General features: G+C 33.1%; 16 protein-coding genes and 2 tRNA genes. 9 read left to right on the top strand and 9 right to left on the bottom strand.

Annotated elements, in window-relative coordinates:
- Nucleotides 1–141: 141 nt before the first annotated feature.
- Nucleotides 142–966: a universal stress protein gene (locus NYQ10_RS07680; RefSeq protein ID WP_289879709.1), complete on the top strand. Its 825-nt coding sequence runs from the start codon at nucleotides 142–144 to the stop codon at nucleotides 964–966.
- A gap of 63 nt (nucleotides 967–1,029) precedes the next feature.
- Here the strand turns inward: NYQ10_RS07680 and NYQ10_RS07675 are convergent.
- Nucleotides 1,030–1,100: transfer RNA gene (locus tag NYQ10_RS07675), tRNA-Gln, on the bottom strand.
- Nucleotides 1,101–1,209: 109 nt separating this feature from the next.
- A tRNA-Gln gene (locus tag NYQ10_RS07670) sits at nucleotides 1,210–1,280 on the bottom strand.
- 245 nt (nucleotides 1,281–1,525) lie between these two features.
- Here NYQ10_RS07670 and NYQ10_RS07665 point away from each other — a divergent pair.
- Both NYQ10_RS07665 and NYQ10_RS07660 read left to right on the top strand, forming a co-directional pair.
- Nucleotides 1,526–4,804 (top strand): glycosyltransferase family 117 protein, encoded by a 3,279-nt coding sequence (locus tag NYQ10_RS07665; RefSeq protein ID WP_289879707.1) that lies wholly within the window; start codon nucleotides 1,526–1,528, stop codon nucleotides 4,802–4,804.
- Between the two features lie 95 nt (nucleotides 4,805–4,899).
- Entirely contained in the window at nucleotides 4,900–5,541 is a 642-nt protein-coding gene (locus NYQ10_RS07660) for a polysaccharide deacetylase family protein (RefSeq protein WP_229354738.1), read from the top strand.
- A gap of 21 nt (nucleotides 5,542–5,562) precedes the next feature.
- On the opposite strand, the gene NYQ10_RS07655 is transcribed toward NYQ10_RS07660, so the two are convergent.
- The 6 genes from NYQ10_RS07655 to NYQ10_RS07630 form a co-directional block, all read right to left on the bottom strand.
- Entirely contained in the window at nucleotides 5,563–5,865 is a 303-nt protein-coding gene (locus NYQ10_RS07655) for a thioredoxin family protein (RefSeq protein ID WP_184157845.1), read from the bottom strand.
- 73 nt (nucleotides 5,866–5,938) lie between these two features.
- Nucleotides 5,939–7,174 (bottom strand): metallophosphoesterase, encoded by a 1,236-nt coding sequence (locus NYQ10_RS07650; protein WP_289879706.1) that lies wholly within the window; start codon nucleotides 7,172–7,174, stop codon nucleotides 5,939–5,941.
- 163 nt (nucleotides 7,175–7,337) lie between these two features.
- Nucleotides 7,338–7,526 carry a hypothetical protein gene (locus tag NYQ10_RS07645; RefSeq protein WP_184157847.1) on the bottom strand — a complete coding sequence of 63 codons (189 nt, stop codon included), beginning with the start codon at nucleotides 7,524–7,526 and terminating at the stop codon, nucleotides 7,338–7,340.
- 105 nt (nucleotides 7,527–7,631) lie between these two features.
- Nucleotides 7,632–8,960: a sensor histidine kinase gene (locus NYQ10_RS07640; RefSeq protein ID WP_289879704.1), complete on the bottom strand. Its 1,329-nt coding sequence runs from the start codon at nucleotides 8,958–8,960 to the stop codon at nucleotides 7,632–7,634.
- 9 nt (nucleotides 8,961–8,969) lie between these two features.
- Entirely contained in the window at nucleotides 8,970–9,644 is a 675-nt protein-coding gene (locus tag NYQ10_RS07635; protein WP_289879702.1) for a response regulator transcription factor, read from the bottom strand.
- A gap of 183 nt (nucleotides 9,645–9,827) precedes the next feature.
- On the bottom strand, nucleotides 9,828–10,037 hold the full coding sequence (locus NYQ10_RS07630) for a hypothetical protein (RefSeq protein WP_289879700.1): 210 nt from the start codon (nucleotides 10,035–10,037) through the stop codon (nucleotides 9,828–9,830).
- 191 nt (nucleotides 10,038–10,228) lie between these two features.
- Between NYQ10_RS07630 and polA the strand changes: the two genes are divergently transcribed.
- Entirely contained in the window at nucleotides 10,229–13,072 is a 2,844-nt protein-coding gene (gene polA / locus NYQ10_RS07625) for a DNA polymerase I (RefSeq protein ID WP_289879698.1), read from the top strand.
- Between the two features lie 212 nt (nucleotides 13,073–13,284).
- Here the strand turns inward: polA and NYQ10_RS07620 are convergent, their stop codons facing one another.
- Nucleotides 13,285–14,310, bottom strand: a complete 1,026-nt coding sequence (locus NYQ10_RS07620) for a LacI family DNA-binding transcriptional regulator (RefSeq protein WP_289879696.1) — start codon at nucleotides 14,308–14,310, stop codon at nucleotides 13,285–13,287.
- A 209-nt stretch (nucleotides 14,311–14,519) separates the two neighbouring features.
- On the opposite strand from NYQ10_RS07620, the gene NYQ10_RS07615 reads away from it, so the two are divergent.
- From NYQ10_RS07615 to rpsB, 5 genes are all read left to right on the top strand, one after another.
- The gene (locus tag NYQ10_RS07615; RefSeq protein ID WP_289879692.1) at nucleotides 14,520–15,266 is read left to right on the top strand and encodes a ferritin-like domain-containing protein; all 747 of its coding nucleotides are present in this window, start codon (nucleotides 14,520–14,522) and stop codon (nucleotides 15,264–15,266) included.
- Between the two features lie 25 nt (nucleotides 15,267–15,291).
- The gene (locus tag NYQ10_RS07610; RefSeq protein WP_289879690.1) at nucleotides 15,292–16,104 is read left to right on the top strand and encodes a ferritin-like domain-containing protein; all 813 of its coding nucleotides are present in this window, start codon (nucleotides 15,292–15,294) and stop codon (nucleotides 16,102–16,104) included.
- Nucleotides 16,105–16,298: 194 nt separating this feature from the next.
- Nucleotides 16,299–16,754: a 50S ribosomal protein L13 gene (rplM, locus tag NYQ10_RS07605; RefSeq protein WP_111379262.1), complete on the top strand. Its 456-nt coding sequence runs from the start codon at nucleotides 16,299–16,301 to the stop codon at nucleotides 16,752–16,754.
- Nucleotides 16,754–17,140 (top strand): 30S ribosomal protein S9, encoded by a 387-nt coding sequence (gene rpsI, locus NYQ10_RS07600; RefSeq protein WP_008466792.1) that lies wholly within the window; start codon nucleotides 16,754–16,756, stop codon nucleotides 17,138–17,140. Before rplM ends, rpsI begins: the two co-directional genes overlap by 1 nt.
- Nucleotides 17,141–17,316: 176 nt before the next feature.
- Nucleotides 17,317–18,081, top strand: a complete 765-nt coding sequence (gene rpsB / locus NYQ10_RS07595) for a 30S ribosomal protein S2 (protein ID WP_095927954.1) — start codon at nucleotides 17,317–17,319, stop codon at nucleotides 18,079–18,081.
- Nucleotides 18,082–18,115: the final 34 nt, after the last annotated feature.

The following is an 18,115-nucleotide window of genomic DNA, read 5'->3' as shown; positions in this document are numbered from 1 at the left end:
CATTATTTAGATTTTAATAAATAACTGTGCAAATATAGTGTTTTTTTTATAAATCAAATAAATAGATTGCTCTAAAAATATTTCTTACCTTTATAAGAGCATTAAAACAGAGAATTATTCATATTATTTAACTTTAAAATTATGAAACGAATTTTAGTACCTACCGACTTCTCAGAACACGCAGAAGATGCTTTAAAAGTTGCCGCCCAAATCGCAAAAAAAAATAATTCTGAGATCATCATCCTACACATGCTTGAATTACCGCATCAATCAAACGATGCTATTATGGGCGGAATCAGCATTCCTGAAAGCATGCTTTTTATGAAGAAAGCAAACGAGATGCTTGACGAAGTTTCTTCAAGATCTTATCTTGACGGAATATCGATAACAGAAGTTGTAAAAATGGACAAACCAATACACGGTATAACACAAATAAGCAAAGATTACGAAGTTGACCTAATCATAATGGGATCTCACGGATCGTCTGGCATCGAAGAATTACTTATTGGCTCTAACACCGAAAAAGTTGTCCGCAATTCTGAAATTCCTGTTTTAATCATAAAGAAAAACATTTCAAATTTCGACGCCGCTAATATTGTATTTGCATCTGATTTTTCTGAAGAAGCAAAAAAACCGTTTAAAAAACTTTTAAATTTTACTCAATTATTTGACTCAAAACTACACTTAGTAAACATTTGCACTCCAAACAGCTTTAAACCTACTCATATTGCAGAAAAAGCAATGAATGATTTCGCTTCTCATTTTGACATCAGCAATTATACAACTCAAATTTATAATGACACTAATATCGAAAAAGGAATTATAAATTTCTCAAATAAAATAAATGCCGACATCATCGGAATGTGTACACACGGCAGAACTGGTTTTGCGCATTTCTTTAACGGAAGTATTAGTGAAGGACTAGTTAATCATGCCGTTAGACCAGTGATCACTTTAAAAATATAAAGGAATAAAAAACCAAATTTAGCACATAAAAAAAAGCCTCTCATTTCTGAGAGGCTTTTTATGTTGGTCTACTAGGACTCGAACCTAGAAAGACGGCACCAAAAACCGTAGTGTTACCATTACACCATAGACCAGCAGTGCGGTTAAGCGGGTGCAAAATTAAAACTTTATTTAGTTTATGCAAATTTTAAAACAACTTTTTTTGCATAAAAAAAAGTCTCTCATTTCTGAGAGACTTTTCTGTTGGTCTACTAGGACTCGAACCTAGAAAGACGGCACCAAAAACCGTAGTGTTACCATTACACCATAGACCAGCAGTACTGTAAAGCGAGTGCAAATTTAAGGCTTTATTTAGTTTTCGCAAACTTTTTAGCTAAAAAAAATATTTTTTTTAGCTTTTTTTTACTTTCAAATTTTCTTCAACATGCAAAACACTTCATACACAATAAATTACTATCGCTAGATACTTTTATAGAATTTTTTGTTAATGCTCTATTCTTTACATAAAAAAACATTTTCTTTGTAGGATAGAAAACTTTCAAATTTTTAACACCTAAATATGGCACAATTCAATTTCAATAAATGGAATACAATTATTGGTTGGTTTGCATTTGCAATCGCTTTAATTACCTACACATTAACAGTTGAACCTACAATGAGCTTTTGGGATTGCGGAGAATATATTGCAACCGCAGCCAAACTTGAAGTAGGTCACCCTCCAGGAGCTCCACTTTTTCAGATGATGGGTGCATTTTTTGCAATGTTTGCAATAGATGCCAAACATGTCGCTCTTATGGTTAACATGATGTCTGTTTTTTCTAGTGCATTTACCATATTATTTATGTTCTGGTCTTCTTCTATGATCTTAAAAAAGATTGTGGCTCGTTTTGCAGAAATTGACCAAAACAATTCTATTGTTATTTTAGGAAGTTCTTTTGTTGGAGCTTTAGCTTACACATTTTCTGATAGTTTCTGGTTTAATGCAGTTGAAGCTGAAGTTTACGCGATGGCTTCTTTATTAATTGCATTGCTTTTCTGGCTTGGTTTACGTTGGGAACAAGACATGGACAAACCGAAAGGCAACAAATGGCTTTTGATTATTTCTTTAGTTGTTGGTCTTTCTTTTGGAGTTCACTTTATGGCTCTACTAACAATTCCTTCAATCGGATTTTTATACTATTTTAAGCACTACGAAAAAGTTACAATTAAAAATTTCATCATTGCAAACCTTGTGGTTGTTGGAATTTTATTGTTTATTTTCATTCTACTTCTTCCATTAACTATGGCATTTTTCGGAAAAACCGAAATTTTCATGGTAAATAGCATGGGACTTCCTTTTAATTCAGGAACTATTTTCGTTGCCTTGCTTTTTATTGCTTTCTTCTATTTTGGATTAAAATACACTAAACAAAAAGGATTAATATTCTACAATACTATTATATTATGTATTTTATTCATTCTGATCGGTTTCTCAACTTGGTTAATGCTTCCAGTTCGTGCAAACGCCAATACAGTTATTAATGAAAACAAACCTTCTGACGCCACAGAGGTTTTGGCTTATTACAATCGTGAGCAATATGGGGTTAATCCATTATTTTATGGCCCACAATATACTGAGGTTTACGCAGGACTTGATGCTAAAACGCCATATTTAGACAAAAAACCAAACTACGAAAGAGATTATAAAACTGGCAAATATGTTATTACCAATAACTACAAAAATGCAGATCAGAATTCTGACGACAATCAAAAAACATTTTTGCCTAGATTATGGAGCACCGAAACAGCCCATATTCAAAATTACATCAACTTTACAAGTCCTCCTAAATTCCGAATCAACCCAAATTACAATTATGATGAAGAATTGGCAAAATACGGAATTGATGCAAGTCAATTAAGCGAAGACGAATACAATAAAGCTACAGCTCAATTACGTAACGAAGTTGAAAAAACGGTTTCTGAATTTAGAAAAGCTTACGCTCAAAAACAAATCGACAATGAAGGTTATGTTAAATTCTTAAGCAGTTATAAAGATTATTTAATTATTGAAAAACCTTCTGCAGGAGACAACTTTAGTTTTATGTTCGAATATCAGTTCGGATATATGTATTGGAGATATTTAATGTGGAATTTTGTTGGACGTCAGAATGACATTCAGGGCAAATATGATAATCTGGATGGAAACTGGATTAGCGGTATCAAACCTTTAGATTCAATTCATTTAGGTTCTCAGGATAATTTACCAGCAGACGTATTGAATAATAAGGGAAGAAACGTTTATTATTTCCTTCCTTTCATTTTAGGTTTAATTGGTTTAATGTATCACGCAAATAAAGATTTGAAAAGCTTCTATGTGCTTTTAGCGCTGTTTTTATTTACAGGAATTGCATTAAAAATATACTTAAACGAAAGACCTTTTGAGCCTCGCGAAAGAGATTATGCACTTGTAGGTTCGTTCTATGTTTTTGCCATCTGGATTGGTTTTGGAGTTTATTCGCTTTACGAAAGTTTCCAGAAATATGTCGCTCCAAAAATCGCAGGTCCAGTTATTATTGCCGGAAGTTTGTTGGCCGCTCCTATTTTAATGGCTTCTCAAAACTGGGATGACCACGATAGATCTGGCAGGTACACAGCTGTTGCAATGGCAAAAGCTTATTTAAGCTCTTGCGATAAAGATGCGATTCTATTTACAATCGGAGATAATGACACTTTCCCGCTTTGGTATGCACAAGAAATTGAGCATTTTAGAACGGATGTTAAGATTGTAAATACGAGTTTATTTATGACAGATTGGTATATCGATCAAATGAAAGCTAAATCATACGAATCTAATCCACTTCCTATTTCTTTTGAACACAAGCAATACGTAGGAGACAACTTAGATTATACAGCTTACATTCAAAAAATTGATACTCGTTGGAATATTAAGGACTTTATTGATTTTATTAAAAATCCTAAATCTACAGTTGGATTACAAAATGGACAAACAATTCATTTTTATCCAACAAATAAAATTAGAGTGAATGTTGACAAGAATGCCATCATTCAAAATAAAATTGTTAATCCTAAATACAATGATTCTATTGTTCCTTATTTAGATATTGACATCAAAGGAAGCGCTTTATACAAAAACCGCTTGATGATGCTGGATATCTTAGCTAATAATAATTGGAAAAGACCAATTTACTTTAGCGGAGGTGCGTTTGACGATGAGGATTATTTATGGCTAAAAGACTATTTACAGTTAGATGGAATGGTTTACAAATTGGTTCCTATAAAAACTACTCCTTCTAAAGATGGCGGTCCATTAGATATGGGACAAATTGATTCGGAAAAAATGTATGACATTGTAATGAAATGGGATTGGGGAAATAGCAACGGAAATATCTATCACGATCCAGAAACAAGAAGAAACAGCATTACATACCGCACTAATCTTTCTAGATTAATGAATCAGCTTATTGAAGAAGGTAAAATTGACAAGGCTAAAAATGTAATCAATTTAGCGATGACAAAAATGCCTTTAGACAAGTATGGCTATTATTCTCTAGTTGAACCTTTTGCAGGCGGTTACTATAAAGTTGGAGAAACTGCTAAAGCGCAAGATCTTTTGAATAAATTAGTTGAAAAATACAAGGAAAACCTAAACTATTACAGTACACTAACTCCTTCTGATCAATCTGATTTGGCAATTGATATTATTACAGATATTGAGCGTTACAGAAGTTTGTTGCATGTAATGCAGGAAAACAAAGACAATGCTTTCTACAACAAACACAAAACAACGTTTAACACTTATGTAAATGTTTTTGAGCGTTTTGGACGTGAGAAAGAATAATATACTGAATTTTTAACAATTAAAAAAATGCAGCACTGTTTGATAAATAGCGCTGCATTTTTTAATTTTATGCATACAATTAAATTCAATTCAAGATGAGCTTTTATTGGGTAAAAACGAACTCATTTATTAAAAGGGTATTTTCTAAATATTGCTGGGACATTCCTAACAATGAAAAGAAAATATACCTAACTTTTGATGACGGCCCAACTCCAGAAATTACAGACTGGGTTTTATCTGAATTGAAAAAATTTGATGCAAAAGCCACTTTTTTCTGCATCGGAAAAAATATAAAAGCCAACTTAGCTTTATTCGAAAAACTAATAACTGAAGGACATTCTATTGGCAATCACACGATGAATCATGTAAACGGATGGAAAATCCATACTAATGATTATATCGAAAACGTAAAAAATTGCGCTGAAGTTTTAGACGAACAAGAAAAAGCCCCACGCCGTTTATTATTTCGTCCTCCTTACGGGAAAATCAAAAAAGCACAATCTAAGGTTCTTAGAAAATTAGGCTATAAAATAGTAATGTGGGATGTTTTGAGCGCTGATTTTGATCAAAGCATTACTCCAGAAAAGTGTTTAGAAAACGTAACAAAAAATGTAAAATCGGGAAGCGTAATTGTTTTTCATGACAGCATTAAAGCTTCTCCAAATTTGAGATTCGCTTTACCTAGAACACTGCATTTTTTAAAAGAAAACGGATATAAGTTTGATATTATTCACTAAATAACATCAATAAGAAGTCATTTAAACGTTGAATTGATCTTGAACAATTCCGATAATAGTATTCGCGTCGAGTTCTCCAGATTGTCTCCAGATCATTTGTCCATCTTTATAAATCATTAAAGTCGGAAGTCCTTTTATACGAAGCGCTTCTGCTAGTTCCTGATTTTTATCTACATCAATTTTAATCACTTTGGCTTTATCACCAAGCGCCGCAGCAACATCCTTAATTACAGGATGCATAGAAACTGAAGATTCATTCCAATCGGTGTAAAAATCAATTAACACTGGAACTTGAGCATTTATTAGTTCTCCAAATTTTGACATAAAACCAAAAATTTTAAGTTTTTAAATCTATTAATAGAATTAAATATAATACAAATTTAGCATTTTTAACGAATTAAGCGACATTACGGCCTTTTTTTAGTTCAATGACTGTTATTTCAGGCATAATTCCAACTCGTCCTGGATAAGCGTGAAAACCAAACCCACGGTTAACATAAACGTATCTTCCGAGGTTTTCGTACAAGCCCGCCCATTGTTTATAAATATATTGCGCTAAACTCCATTTGAAATATCCTGGAATTTCAATTCCGAACTGCATTCCGTGCGTATGGCCTGCAAATGTTAAATGGAAATTCTTTGGATGTTCTTTAATTTCGGCATCCCAATGACTTGGATCGTGACTCATCAAAATTTTAAAATCGTCTTGATGTACATTTTCTGAAGCTTTATTTAAATCTCCCGCTTTCTTGAAATTTACACCCCAGTTTTCTACTCCGATAAGTGCAATTTTATCATCGCCTTTCTGAATATAAGTATGTTCATTCAACAAAAGTTTAAAACCAATTTGACCATAAAGTTTTTTAATTTGCTGGAAATTTTCATCTTTTTCTTTTTCAGAAGGCCACGTTACATATTCTCCATAATCGTGATTTCCTAAAACTGCAAATTTCCCGTATTTATAATTTTTAATACGATTAAAAGTCTCCAACCAAGGATGCATTTCTTTTGCATGCGTATTTACGATATCTCCAGTAAATAAAATCAAATCAGATTCTTGTTTATTTATCAAATCAATCGCATAATTTATTTTCTCTGGATTGTCAAAACTTCCGCTGTGAACATCCGAAATCTGCGTGATTTTAAAGCCATCGAATGCATCTGGAAGATCTGGAAAAAAGATAGTTTGTTTAAAAACTTTAAAGTTATATTTTCCTTCGAAAATTCCGTAAATCAAAGACAAAAACGGAACTGCCGCCAATCCTAGTGCAACCTGACTAATAAATCGCCTTCTGTCAGGCATCATTTCTTTTCTAGGAGTATTATACATGAAATAATTTAAAAGACTCGCCCCTATTCTAAAAATATCTTCTCCAAACATCACCAATGTAAGCACAATCTTTGGTACATAAACCAAAAGCATTAGCCCCATAGTAAACATGGTTTGTTTGGTCTGCCCAACAGATCTGTCAAATTGCGTAAAAGAATAAATGATAAAAATTAAAAGCAGTAAGCTAATAATCTGATAACTTACCAAGGCCCACCTTACTTTAATTAAGGTTCGAAAAGCTTGATAAGAATATAACTCAATAAATAAAAAAAGAGCGCATAGAATTACAAAACGAAAGATCATTTGTTATAGTTTTAAACAAAAGTAACAAAGAATGAAAATCCTATCGCTTATTATTATAAAAAATTTAACGCTATTAAATAGAAAAAGCCAAAAGAATACTCTTTTAGCTTTTTCCCTACCAACCTTTTTAAAACTATTTAATCTTCAACAAGTAATGTTGTTTTTATTTTGCTTTTGGAGCTTCAGCTTTCACAGCTTCAGCTTTTTTCTCTCCTTTTGCTTTTTTATTTCCTTTTTTATCGTGTTTAGCGACTTTTACCTCTTTTGCTGGCGCTGCTGCTGGAGTTGTTTGAGCGTTTACCATTGAGAATGTTCCTAATACTGCTACTGCTAAAATTGCTAATTTTTTCATGACTTTAAATTTTATGATTATTATTATTTCATTATTTATAAGTCAAAGATATAATCGTTAAATGAAGACAAAATGAAGAAAAAGTCTTACAAGAAATTTTAACTTTTAATTGGCTTTTTGAAACCATAAAATAAAAGAAGTCCCTTTACCTAATTCAGATTCTACTTTAATCTCAATATGGTGAAAAGATGCAATGCTTTGCGCAATTGCAAGCCCAAGCCCCTGCCCTTCTTGATCTGAACTAATTCTGGCAAACCTGCTGAAGATTTTTTCCAATTGCGATTCGTCCATTCCAATTCCGGAATCTTTTACTTTAATGAAATATTGTTCATCAACAAAACCATCTTCAATAAGAATACTCCCATTTGGTTTATTGTATTTTATGGCATTTGTAACCAAATTATAAATGAGAATATGAATTAAAGTTTTGTTTCCTAAAAAGACAAAACTGTTTTGCATTTTATTTACAAACTCAATTTCTCTGTCGTCAATACGATCTTGAAGATCTTCTTGTAAATCAACGACAATTTCTCTAAGATTGATTTCTTCATTGGCTTCGTATTGATTATTGTCTATTCTGGAAATCAGCAATAAATTATTAATGATTTTTTTCAGCATATCTAAAGTCTTCAACGAACCCGCAATTTTATCGACTGCGTTGTCGTCTAAAGATTCATTTTGCAACAAATTTTCGAGTTTATTTTTAAGAAGTGCAATTGGCGTTAGCAATTCATGCGAAACATTCGAAATAAATTGTTTTTCTTTTTTAAAAACTTCCGAAATACGATCCATCATTTGATTTAAAACAAAATCTAATTCTCTAAAATCTCGCGAAGCTGCTTTTATCGGAGTGTGATCGAAAGTTTCAGGTTCGTTTACACGCCTGATTTTAGTATCGATAATTTTATAAAATGGTTTGAGAAGATATTCTATATAAAAAGTATCAGCCAAAAAAGTAATAAATAAGATGACGACAAAAACAATCAGTATAAAGAAACGAATCACAAAAGTCAAATCATTAACTTCAGCCAAACTGCTTCCAATTTCTAACTGATAATCTTCTCCCTCGTAAGTAAAATGATGTTGCAAAATTCGATATTCGCTTTCTTCATTTTCAATCTTACGATATTCATTTGTAAAAGTGGTTTTCTTTTGATGCGGTTTTATCGGAACACGAGATAAAACTAAAAACTCGCTATGAAGCGTCGAAAACTCTGAAAAAGTTTCAGTAGAATCGTCTGGATTTTCTATAAAATCATTGATTTCTTCCTGATTAAGATGTTCAATAAATTTCTTCTTTTTTTCGAGAAGACTATTATTTATATGATGATAAACTACATTTTGAACCAAAATGGGAAGCATTAACCATAAAATCAAAATTACCAACAATCTTGTCAGTGCATTAAAAATGGCTAATTGATGTTTTATTTTCACAAGAATATATTATTCGTTTATACGATAACCTACATTTCGAACGGTTTCGAACCAATCTATTGGAGCATGTTTGTCTAGTTTTTTTCTAAGATTTCGAACATGAACATCGATAAAATTAGAATCTGAATTGACTTCTAGAATATCTCCCCAAATATGTTCTGTAAGTTGAAGACGCGTGATTACTCGATTTTTATTCAAAACCAAATATTGAAAAATATCAAATTCTTTTTTGGTTAAATTAATTGGCTGTTCATTAAAACTCACTTTATAATCCTGAAGTTGCAAGACAAAACCATTAATAGAAAGATTGTTTAAAGTAAAACCATGAATTCTTCTGATAACTGCAAATAATCTGGCGCTAAGTTCGGTAAGAGCAAAAGGTTTGGTCAGATAATCGTCGGCACCAAGATGCAAACCATTAATTCTGTCATCTAGTTCGCCTCTTGCTGTTAAGACAATTACTGCCATTTTCGATTTTGTTTTTCTAACAGTTTGCAAAACCTCAAAACCATCTCCATCTGGAAGTCCTAAATCTAGAAGCATCGCATCATAATCGTTACTATTAAATTCTTCTAAGGCATCAGCACAAGTATGCGCAATTTTGCAGATATATCCTGCATTACACAAAAAATCATAGACTTCTACTGCAAGTTCTCGATTATCTTCTACAATTAAAACATTCATAACCAAACGTGTTTAAGCACAATTAAAAGTAATCATTTATAAAAAACCAAATTGTGGATTATTAAAATATTAACGAAAAAAGCTGACAAATTTCTTTATCAGCTTTTAACACCTGCATTCTTCATAATTATCCTTCCTGTTTTGCTTTCGTAATACTCTTCAGAAAACAAAACAAAAAACATACTATTTATTCATTTTTGCAGTTTCTGTTTTTGGGGCTTCAGCTTTAGCTTCTGTTTTTTCTGCTTTCGCTTTTTTAGAAGATTTGTGTTTAGGATGTTTTGTTGCTTTTACTTCTTTTGTTGCAACTGCTTTTTCTGTTTTTGCTGGAAATGCTTGAACCATTGCACTTGTTCCTAAAACTGCTACTAGTAACATTAATAAATTTCTCATGATTTCTAAGATTTAAGAATTAATAACCTTTTATTTTATATGTCAAAATTAGCTTCGTCAAATGAAGAAAAAATGAAGAAACTTAATGAAATCCATATTTTAACGAGACATTAACTATTCGGATAATTTTCAAGAACCAAATCGTTTTTTTAAACCTCAATTGTTTATTTTTACGGACTAATATTTTTTATATGTCGACTCAAAAACGCCTTTTTCTTCTAGATGCATATGCATTAATTTTTCGTGGTTATTATGCTTTTATTAAAAACCCGAGAATCAACTCTAAAGGAATGGATACATCTGCAATTATGGGTTTTATGAACTCACTTTTGGATGTTATTAAAAGAGAAAAACCAGATCATTTGGCTGTAGCTTTTGATAAAGGCGGAAGTCATGTAAGAACAGAAATGTTTGTAGAATACAAAGCCAATCGCGATGCAACGCCTGAGGCTATTAAAATTGCGGTTCCTTATATTCAGGAATTATTACGCGCTATGCATATTCCGATTATTGAAGTTGAAGGTTGCGAAGCCGATGATTTAATTGGAACAATCGCTAAACAAGCCGAAAAACAAAATTATAAAGTCTTTATGGTAACGCCCGATAAAGATTTTGCTCAATTGGTTTCTGAAAATATCTTCATGTACAAACCTGCCCGTATGGGTAACGGAATCGAAATTTGGGGAATTCCTGAGGTTTTGGCAAAATTTGAAATCGAAAGACCTGAACAAGTAATTGATTTTCTTGGAATGATGGGCGACGCCGTAGATAATATTCCAGGATTACCAGGCGTCGGAGAAGTTACGGCTAAAAAATTCTTGAAAGAATACGGCACAATGGAAAACCTTTTAGAAAATACACATTTACTAAAAGGCAAAATGAAAGAAAACATTGAAGCCAATAAAGAAAAAGGTATTTTATCTAAAAAACTCGCAACCATTATCTGCGATTGCGATGTTACTTTTAATGAAGACGATTACGAACTTTCTCGTCCTGATATTGAAAAAACAGATGCTATTTTTCAGGAATTGGAATTTAGAAGAATGGCAGAGCAATTTGACAATTTGTTTAAAACAGATGGAACTCAAACTGCAGCGCCAGAAGTTTCGGACGCAAAATTATACAAGAAACCACAGCCAAAAAATGAAGATCAATTTGATCTTTTTGGAGGCGGAAATACGAATGGTGAAAATGCTGAAATCGAAAGAACTTCATTTTACAGCACTTTAGAAAATACAGAGCATTTTTACCAAACAATCCAAGGCGATTTAGGCATTAAAATGCTTTTACAAAATTTAGAAAAACAGACTTCAGTTTGTTTTGATACTGAAACAACTGGAATTGACGCACTTCATGCAGAATTGGTCGGAATGTCATTTTCTTATGAAAAAGGAAAAGCTTTCTATGTCCCGTTTCCAGAAAGTCAGGAAGAAGCTCAAACTTTGATCAATAAATTTGTCCCGTTTTTTGAAAATGAAAATATTGAGAAAATTGGACAAAATTTAAAATACGATTTAAAAATCCTTTCTAATTATGGTGTTACCGTAAAAGGAAAACTTTTTGATACGATGATCGCGCATTATCTGATTAATCCAGATATGCGTCATAATATGGATATTTTGGCTGAAACGTATTTAAAATATTCTCCAAAATCTATTGAAACTTTAATTGGCAAAAAAGGAAAAAACCAGCTTTCTATGCGCGATGTTCCTTTAGAAGATATTAAAGAATATGCTGCTGAAGATGCCGATATTACTTTACAATTAAAAGAAATTTTTACTTCAGAATTAGACAAAACAGAAACTAAAAAGTTATTTGATGAAATCGAAATTCCGTTAGTAAGTGTTTTAGCCGATATGGAAACGGAAGGAATTCGTTTGGATGTTGATTTCTTAAAAGCAATGTCTTCCGAAATGGAAGTTGAAATCAAATCTTTAGAAGAAAAAATATACGAAACTGCGGGCGAGAAATTCAATTTGGCTTCTCCAAAACAATTAGGAGATATTTTATTTGATAAACTTAAAATTGGCGGCTCAAAACAGAAGAAAACCAAAACGGGTCAATATGCAACTGGCGAAGAAGTTTTGACTTATTTAGCGAATGACAACCCGATTGTAAAACAAATTTTAGATTGGCGTCAAATGGTAAAATTACAAAGCACTTATATTTTGGCTTTACCAGAACAGGTTGACAAAAAAACTTTGCGCGTTCATACCGATTATATGCAAACTGTTGCGGCTACGGGGCGTTTGAGTTCTAATAATCCTAACTTGCAGAATATTCCAATTCGTACCGAAAGAGGTCGTCAAATTCGTAAAGCTTTTGTAGCGCGTGATGAAAATTATACTTTAATTTCTGCCGATTACTCGCAAATTGAATTAAGAATTATCGCTGCTTTAAGTGGCGAAGAAAATATGATTGCAGCTTTCCAAAACGGAGAAGATATTCACAGAGCAACCGCAGCAAAAGTTTTTGATGTGGCGTTAGAAGAAGTTTCTCGCGAACAAAGAAGTAATGCCAAAACGGTAAACTTTGGAATCATCTACGGTGTTTCTGCTTTTGGACTAAGTAACCAAACTTCTCTTTCAAGAAGCGAAAGTGCTGCTTTGATCGATGCTTATTACAAAACATATCCTCGTCTTAAATCTTATATTTCAGAACAAGTTGAATTTGCTCGTGAAAAAGGTTACGTTCAAACTATTTTAGGTCGTCGTCGTTATTTAAAAGACATCAATTCTGCTAATGCAGTTGTAAGAAGTGCTGCCGAAAGAAATGCTGTAAACGCACCAATTCAAGGAAGTGCTGCCGATGTGATTAAAATTGCAATGATCAACATTCATAAAAAACTTCGAGACGAAAACTGGAAATCTAAAATGCTACTTCAAGTACATGATGAGCTTGTGTTCGATGTTCACAATGACGAACTCGAAAAAATCCAGCCAATGATTAAACATGAAATGGAAAATGCATTTAAAATGTCGGTTCCTTTGGAAGTTGAATTAGGAATGGGTAAAGATTGGTTAGAAGCGCATTGATAATTTTAGATTTCAGATTGTTGATTTATGATCTAGCAATTACCACAATCTTGTCATTTCGACGAAGGAGAAATCTTCGTAAGTAGCTCTACAAAGATTGGCTTATTGGAACGGAGTAACTTGCGAAGATTTCTCCTTCGTCGAAATGACATAAATTATGTATAAAAAAAGGACTGTTTTTCTGAACAGTCCTTTTTTTTATTTTTACCTATCTAAACTTTTCTAGTCGATTCTCTTTCTTTCAACTTTGTTTTAATAACAATCGTTTCGTATTCTGAAACTGTTCCTTCTGGCTCTTCTAATCTTTCGATTAATCTTTTAGCAGCAACTTCTCCAATTTCAACTCCGTGCTGACTTACAGTTGTCAAACTTGGCGATAAACGTCTTGAAGCTAAAATTCCATCTGCGAAACCTATAATCGAAATATCTTCTGGAACTCTAAATCCTTTTTTCAAACTTACTCTTAATGCTGCAACTGAATCATTTTCATCCAAAGCAAAAATTCCGTCAATTTTATGATCAAAAATTCCTTCGATTTTAGCTTTCATATCTTCTTCAGAATCGGTACGAAGAATAATTTTTTCGTTAACTGGAATATTATTGTCTTTTAAAGCTTTTAAATAGCCTTCTGTTCTCAACCTTCCCACACTTATATTATCTACAGAAGAAATTAGCGCAATATTTTTACATCCTAAATCAATTAAATGTTGAGTAGAATTTATAGCCGAATCAAAATCATCAACTACAACTTTATCGCAATCAACTTCATCTGCAATACGATCAAACATCACAATTGGCGTTCCATCATTAATAATCTCAGAAAAATGATTGTAATCTTGAAGTGTTTGAGCTTCTTTAGAAACTGATAGAATGAATCCGTCGATTGTTCCGTTGCTTAGCATTTCTAAAGTATGAACTTCTTTTTCTAGAGATTCATTAGAAATACACGTAATTACATTGTATCCTTTTTTATCGGCAACTTTCTCAATACCGCTAAAAACTTTCGCGAAGAAAGAATTTAAAATATTAGGAATAATTACTCCAATCGTTTTTGTTTTACGATTTTTTAAATTCAGACCAATAACATTCGGCTTATAATTTTTGAGTTTTGCATACTCCTTAATCTTAACCTTCGTTTGCTCACTAATTTCCGGACTGTCATTCAGAGCTTTAGACACTGTTGACACAGAAACTCCTAGTTCTTTCGCAATTTGTTTTAGAGTTGCTTTAGCTTTCATCCAATTGAATTTTATGTAATTAATACAAATATAGTAGAATTACCGAAAATAAAACAAAAAGAAGCTATTAGTATTTAAAAATGTCAGTCTTTTCGAAATAATAATCAAATAAACCGATATTTTAAAACCGCTCTTACTAAAATTTCGTTAATAATTAAATACCAGATAACTAGAAACCAACTGTTGTTAACTATTAAAAAAACTTGATTATGAAAAACGAAGTTAAAATTCATGAAGTAGACCCTTCATTGAATAGTAGAAGGAGCTTTCTTAAGCTCAGTGGATTAACCCTTGCAACAACAGGTTTGATTCTAGCTGGCTGCAGCGACAATGACAACGACAATGACATGCCAGACACTTCTTTGCCAGGAATAAGAAATGGTGTTTTTGATTTAGGCTCTGGAGATTTTGGAGTATTAACCTATGCATACGCTCTCGAACAACTAGAAGCCGACTTTTATACTAAGGTTGTTAATGCCAGTAGTTTCAATACCGTGTTTAGCAGTCTGGAACGCGAAGTTCTAACAGATTTATACCATCACGAAGTCGTACATAGAGATTTTTTCAAAGCTGCTTTGACTGGAGCGCTTCCTGATCCAAGTTCACAATTACTTCCTTCTTTAGCCTTTAATTATGGATCATTGAATTTCAACAGTCGTACCGAAGTTTTAGCTACAGCAAAAGCATTAGAAGATACTGGCGTTGCAGCTTATAACGGTGCTGGTAAATTGATTAAAACAGCCGACTACCTATTATTAGCAGGAAAAATTGTTTCTGTAGAAGCAAGACATGCCGCAGCGATAAGAAGTTTGATTAATCCGAATTCTAAAGATTTTGCCGGAGATGATATTGTAAATATGTCAACAGGTTTAGATGATGCAAAAGATCCTTCTAAAATACTGCCGATTGCCGCTGGTTTTATTACCACAAAATTTACAGCTAAATACTTGCCTTAATCTTAACCGCTAAAACTTAGAAATTATGAACATTTTAAAATTTATAGAATCCTTTACTGATGACAATTTAATGAATAGTACTGGTTCTCGAAGAGACAGCTTTTCGCAGTTTGGGAATATTGGAAAAAATTTAGCCTTAGCATCAATTCCATTCGGATTATCCGCTCTTACCAATAAAGCTTTCGCTAAAGATATAACCGCAACGCCAGCAACTCCAATTGGAGCTTTGCAATTTGCTTTGACCTTAGAATATCTTGAAAACGAGTTTTACGCCATGGCATTAGATTCAGGTGTAATTCCTGCTTCTGAAAATGGCGGACGCGATTTAAAAGTATTTCAGCAAATTGCTGCACACGAATCAGATCACGTAAAATTTTTGATTGCAGGTTTAGGCGGTTCAGCAAGCGCCAATTTTGTTCCGAAACCAACTTTTGACTTTACAGTTGGAGGCGCTTTTAATCCGTTTGGAGATTACCCAACCTTTTTAGCTTTAGCACAAGCTTTTGAAGATACAGGAGTTCGAGCTTATAAAGGACAAGCAGCAAACTTGATTACTACACCAGATTTATTAACCGCAGCACTACAGATTCATTCTGTTGAAGCACGTCACGCTTCAGAAGTTAGAAGATTGCGAGGTTTAAAAGGATGGATTTCTAATTCCGAAAGAGGTGCAGGTATGCCTGCAGCAACACAAGCTGTTTACGATGGCGAAGGTGTAACAATGCAGGCAGGATTTAACACTGCAACTGCTTTTGGTGCCGCAGCAGGCTCCGAAGCTTATGATGAGCCACTTACAACACAACAAGTGGTCGATATAGCAAATATATTTATTGTATAATTACTTTTTTTTCTAAATATTTAACCGTCTTAACTTTATTGTGGAGACGGTTTTTTTATTCATCAAATAATTAAAAAACATAACCCCTGATTTTCAGCAGATAAAATATTCTTTCAGGTATTTGGTTTTAAAATAATTAATTGTACTTTTGCATCCCCTTTATTGGGGATGGAATGTTTAATTAAAATAATATTATGGACGCATTAAGCTACAAAACAGTTTCAGCTAGCAAAGCCACTGTAACTAAAGAGTGGATTGTTGTTGACGCTGAAGGTCATAACTTAGGACGTCTTGCTTCTAAAGTTGCAATGATCTTAAGAGGTAAGTACAAGCCAAGTTACACACCGCACGTTGACTGTGGAGATAACGTAATTGTTATCAACTCAGAAAAAATTAACCTTACAGGTACAAAAATGAATGACAAAATTTACATGCGTCATACAGGTTACCCAGGAGGACAAAGAACTTTAACTGCTAAAGTATTGCAAGCTAAAAATCCAGCTGCATTAGTAGAAAAAGCTGTAAAAGGTATGTTACCTAAAAACAAATTAGGAGCAGAACTTTTTAGAAATCTAAATGTTGTTGTAGGAGCTGAGCACAAACACGGAGCTCAAAAACCTAGAACTGTTAACCTAAATGATCTTAAGTAATGGGAGTTATTCACAAAATCGGTAGAAGAAAAACCGCTGTTGCACGTGTATACGTTTCTGAGGGAACTGGAAACATCACTGTAAACAAAAAAGAATTCGCAACTTACTTTCCAACTGCAACTTTACAATACAAAGTTTTACAACCGCTTTCTATGACAGAAAACGCTAGTAACTTTGACGTAAAAGTAAACGTTTACGGAGGTGGTACAACTGGTCAGGCAGAAGCTGTAAGAATGGCATTAGCACGCGTAATGTGTGAAGTTAACGCTGAAAACAGAGCTATCCTTAAACCAGAAGGTTTATTAACAAGAGACCCAAGAATGGTTGAACGTAAGAAATTCGGTCAGAAGAAAGCTCGTAAGAGATTCCAATTCTCTAAACGTTAATATTACCTGTCTTGTTCAGATGGGACAAGACATTATCAATTATTTATTGAAATTAAAAAACACAGTTATTGTTGCTCTCCTATCGAGGTAGGATATAGTTTAGCATCTAAATGTATGAAGCCAGAGAAATCGCCATTCACACATTGCTAATCAACAGAACGTAAACTAGTACAAAAATGGCAAACAAAATAGAAGTAAAAGAATTACTAGAAGCAGGTGTTCACTTCGGACACATGACTAGAAAATGGGATCCAAACATGGCTCCTTACATTTATATGGAGCGTAATGGTATTCACATCATTAACCTATATAAAACTGCAGCTAAAATTGAAGAGGCTAACGAAGCTTTGAAAAAAATCGCTGCATCAGGTAGAAAAATCTTATTCGTAGCTACCAAAAAACAAGCAAAAGACATCGTTGCTGATAAAGCAAAAGCAGCAAACATGCCTTACATCACTGAAAGATGGCCAGGTGGTATGTTGACTAACTTCGTAACTATCAGAAAGGCAGTTAAAAAAATGTCTTCTATCGATAAAATGAAGAAAGATGGTACTTTCAACACTTTATCTAAAAAAGAGCGTTTACAAGTTGATCGTCTACGTGCTAAATTAGAGAAAAACTTAGGTTCAATTGCTGATATGTCTAGACTACCTGCAGCATTGTTCGTAGTAGATATCAAAGCTGAACACATCGCAATAAAAGAAGCTCAAAAATTAAACATTCCAGTTTTCGCAATGGTTGATACGAATTCTGACCCAAGAGAGGTTGATTACGTAATTCCTGCAAATGATGATGCTTCTAAATCAATTGACAAAATTTTATCTTTAGTAACTACTGCAGTAATCGAAGGTCTTTCTGACAGAGGTGCTGAAAAAGAAGTTGAAGCTGCTGAAGAAGCTCCTGCTGTTGAGGCTGAAGCTGCTCCTGCAACTGAAGAATAAATCAAAATTTAAATTCCAAATTTTAAATTCCAAA

The organism is Flavobacterium johnsoniae, assembly GCF_030388325.1.
GTDB classification, from domain to species: Bacteria; Bacteroidota; Bacteroidia; order Flavobacteriales; family Flavobacteriaceae; genus Flavobacterium; species Flavobacterium johnsoniae_C.
This window is presented reverse-complemented; position numbering and strand designations above follow the sequence as displayed.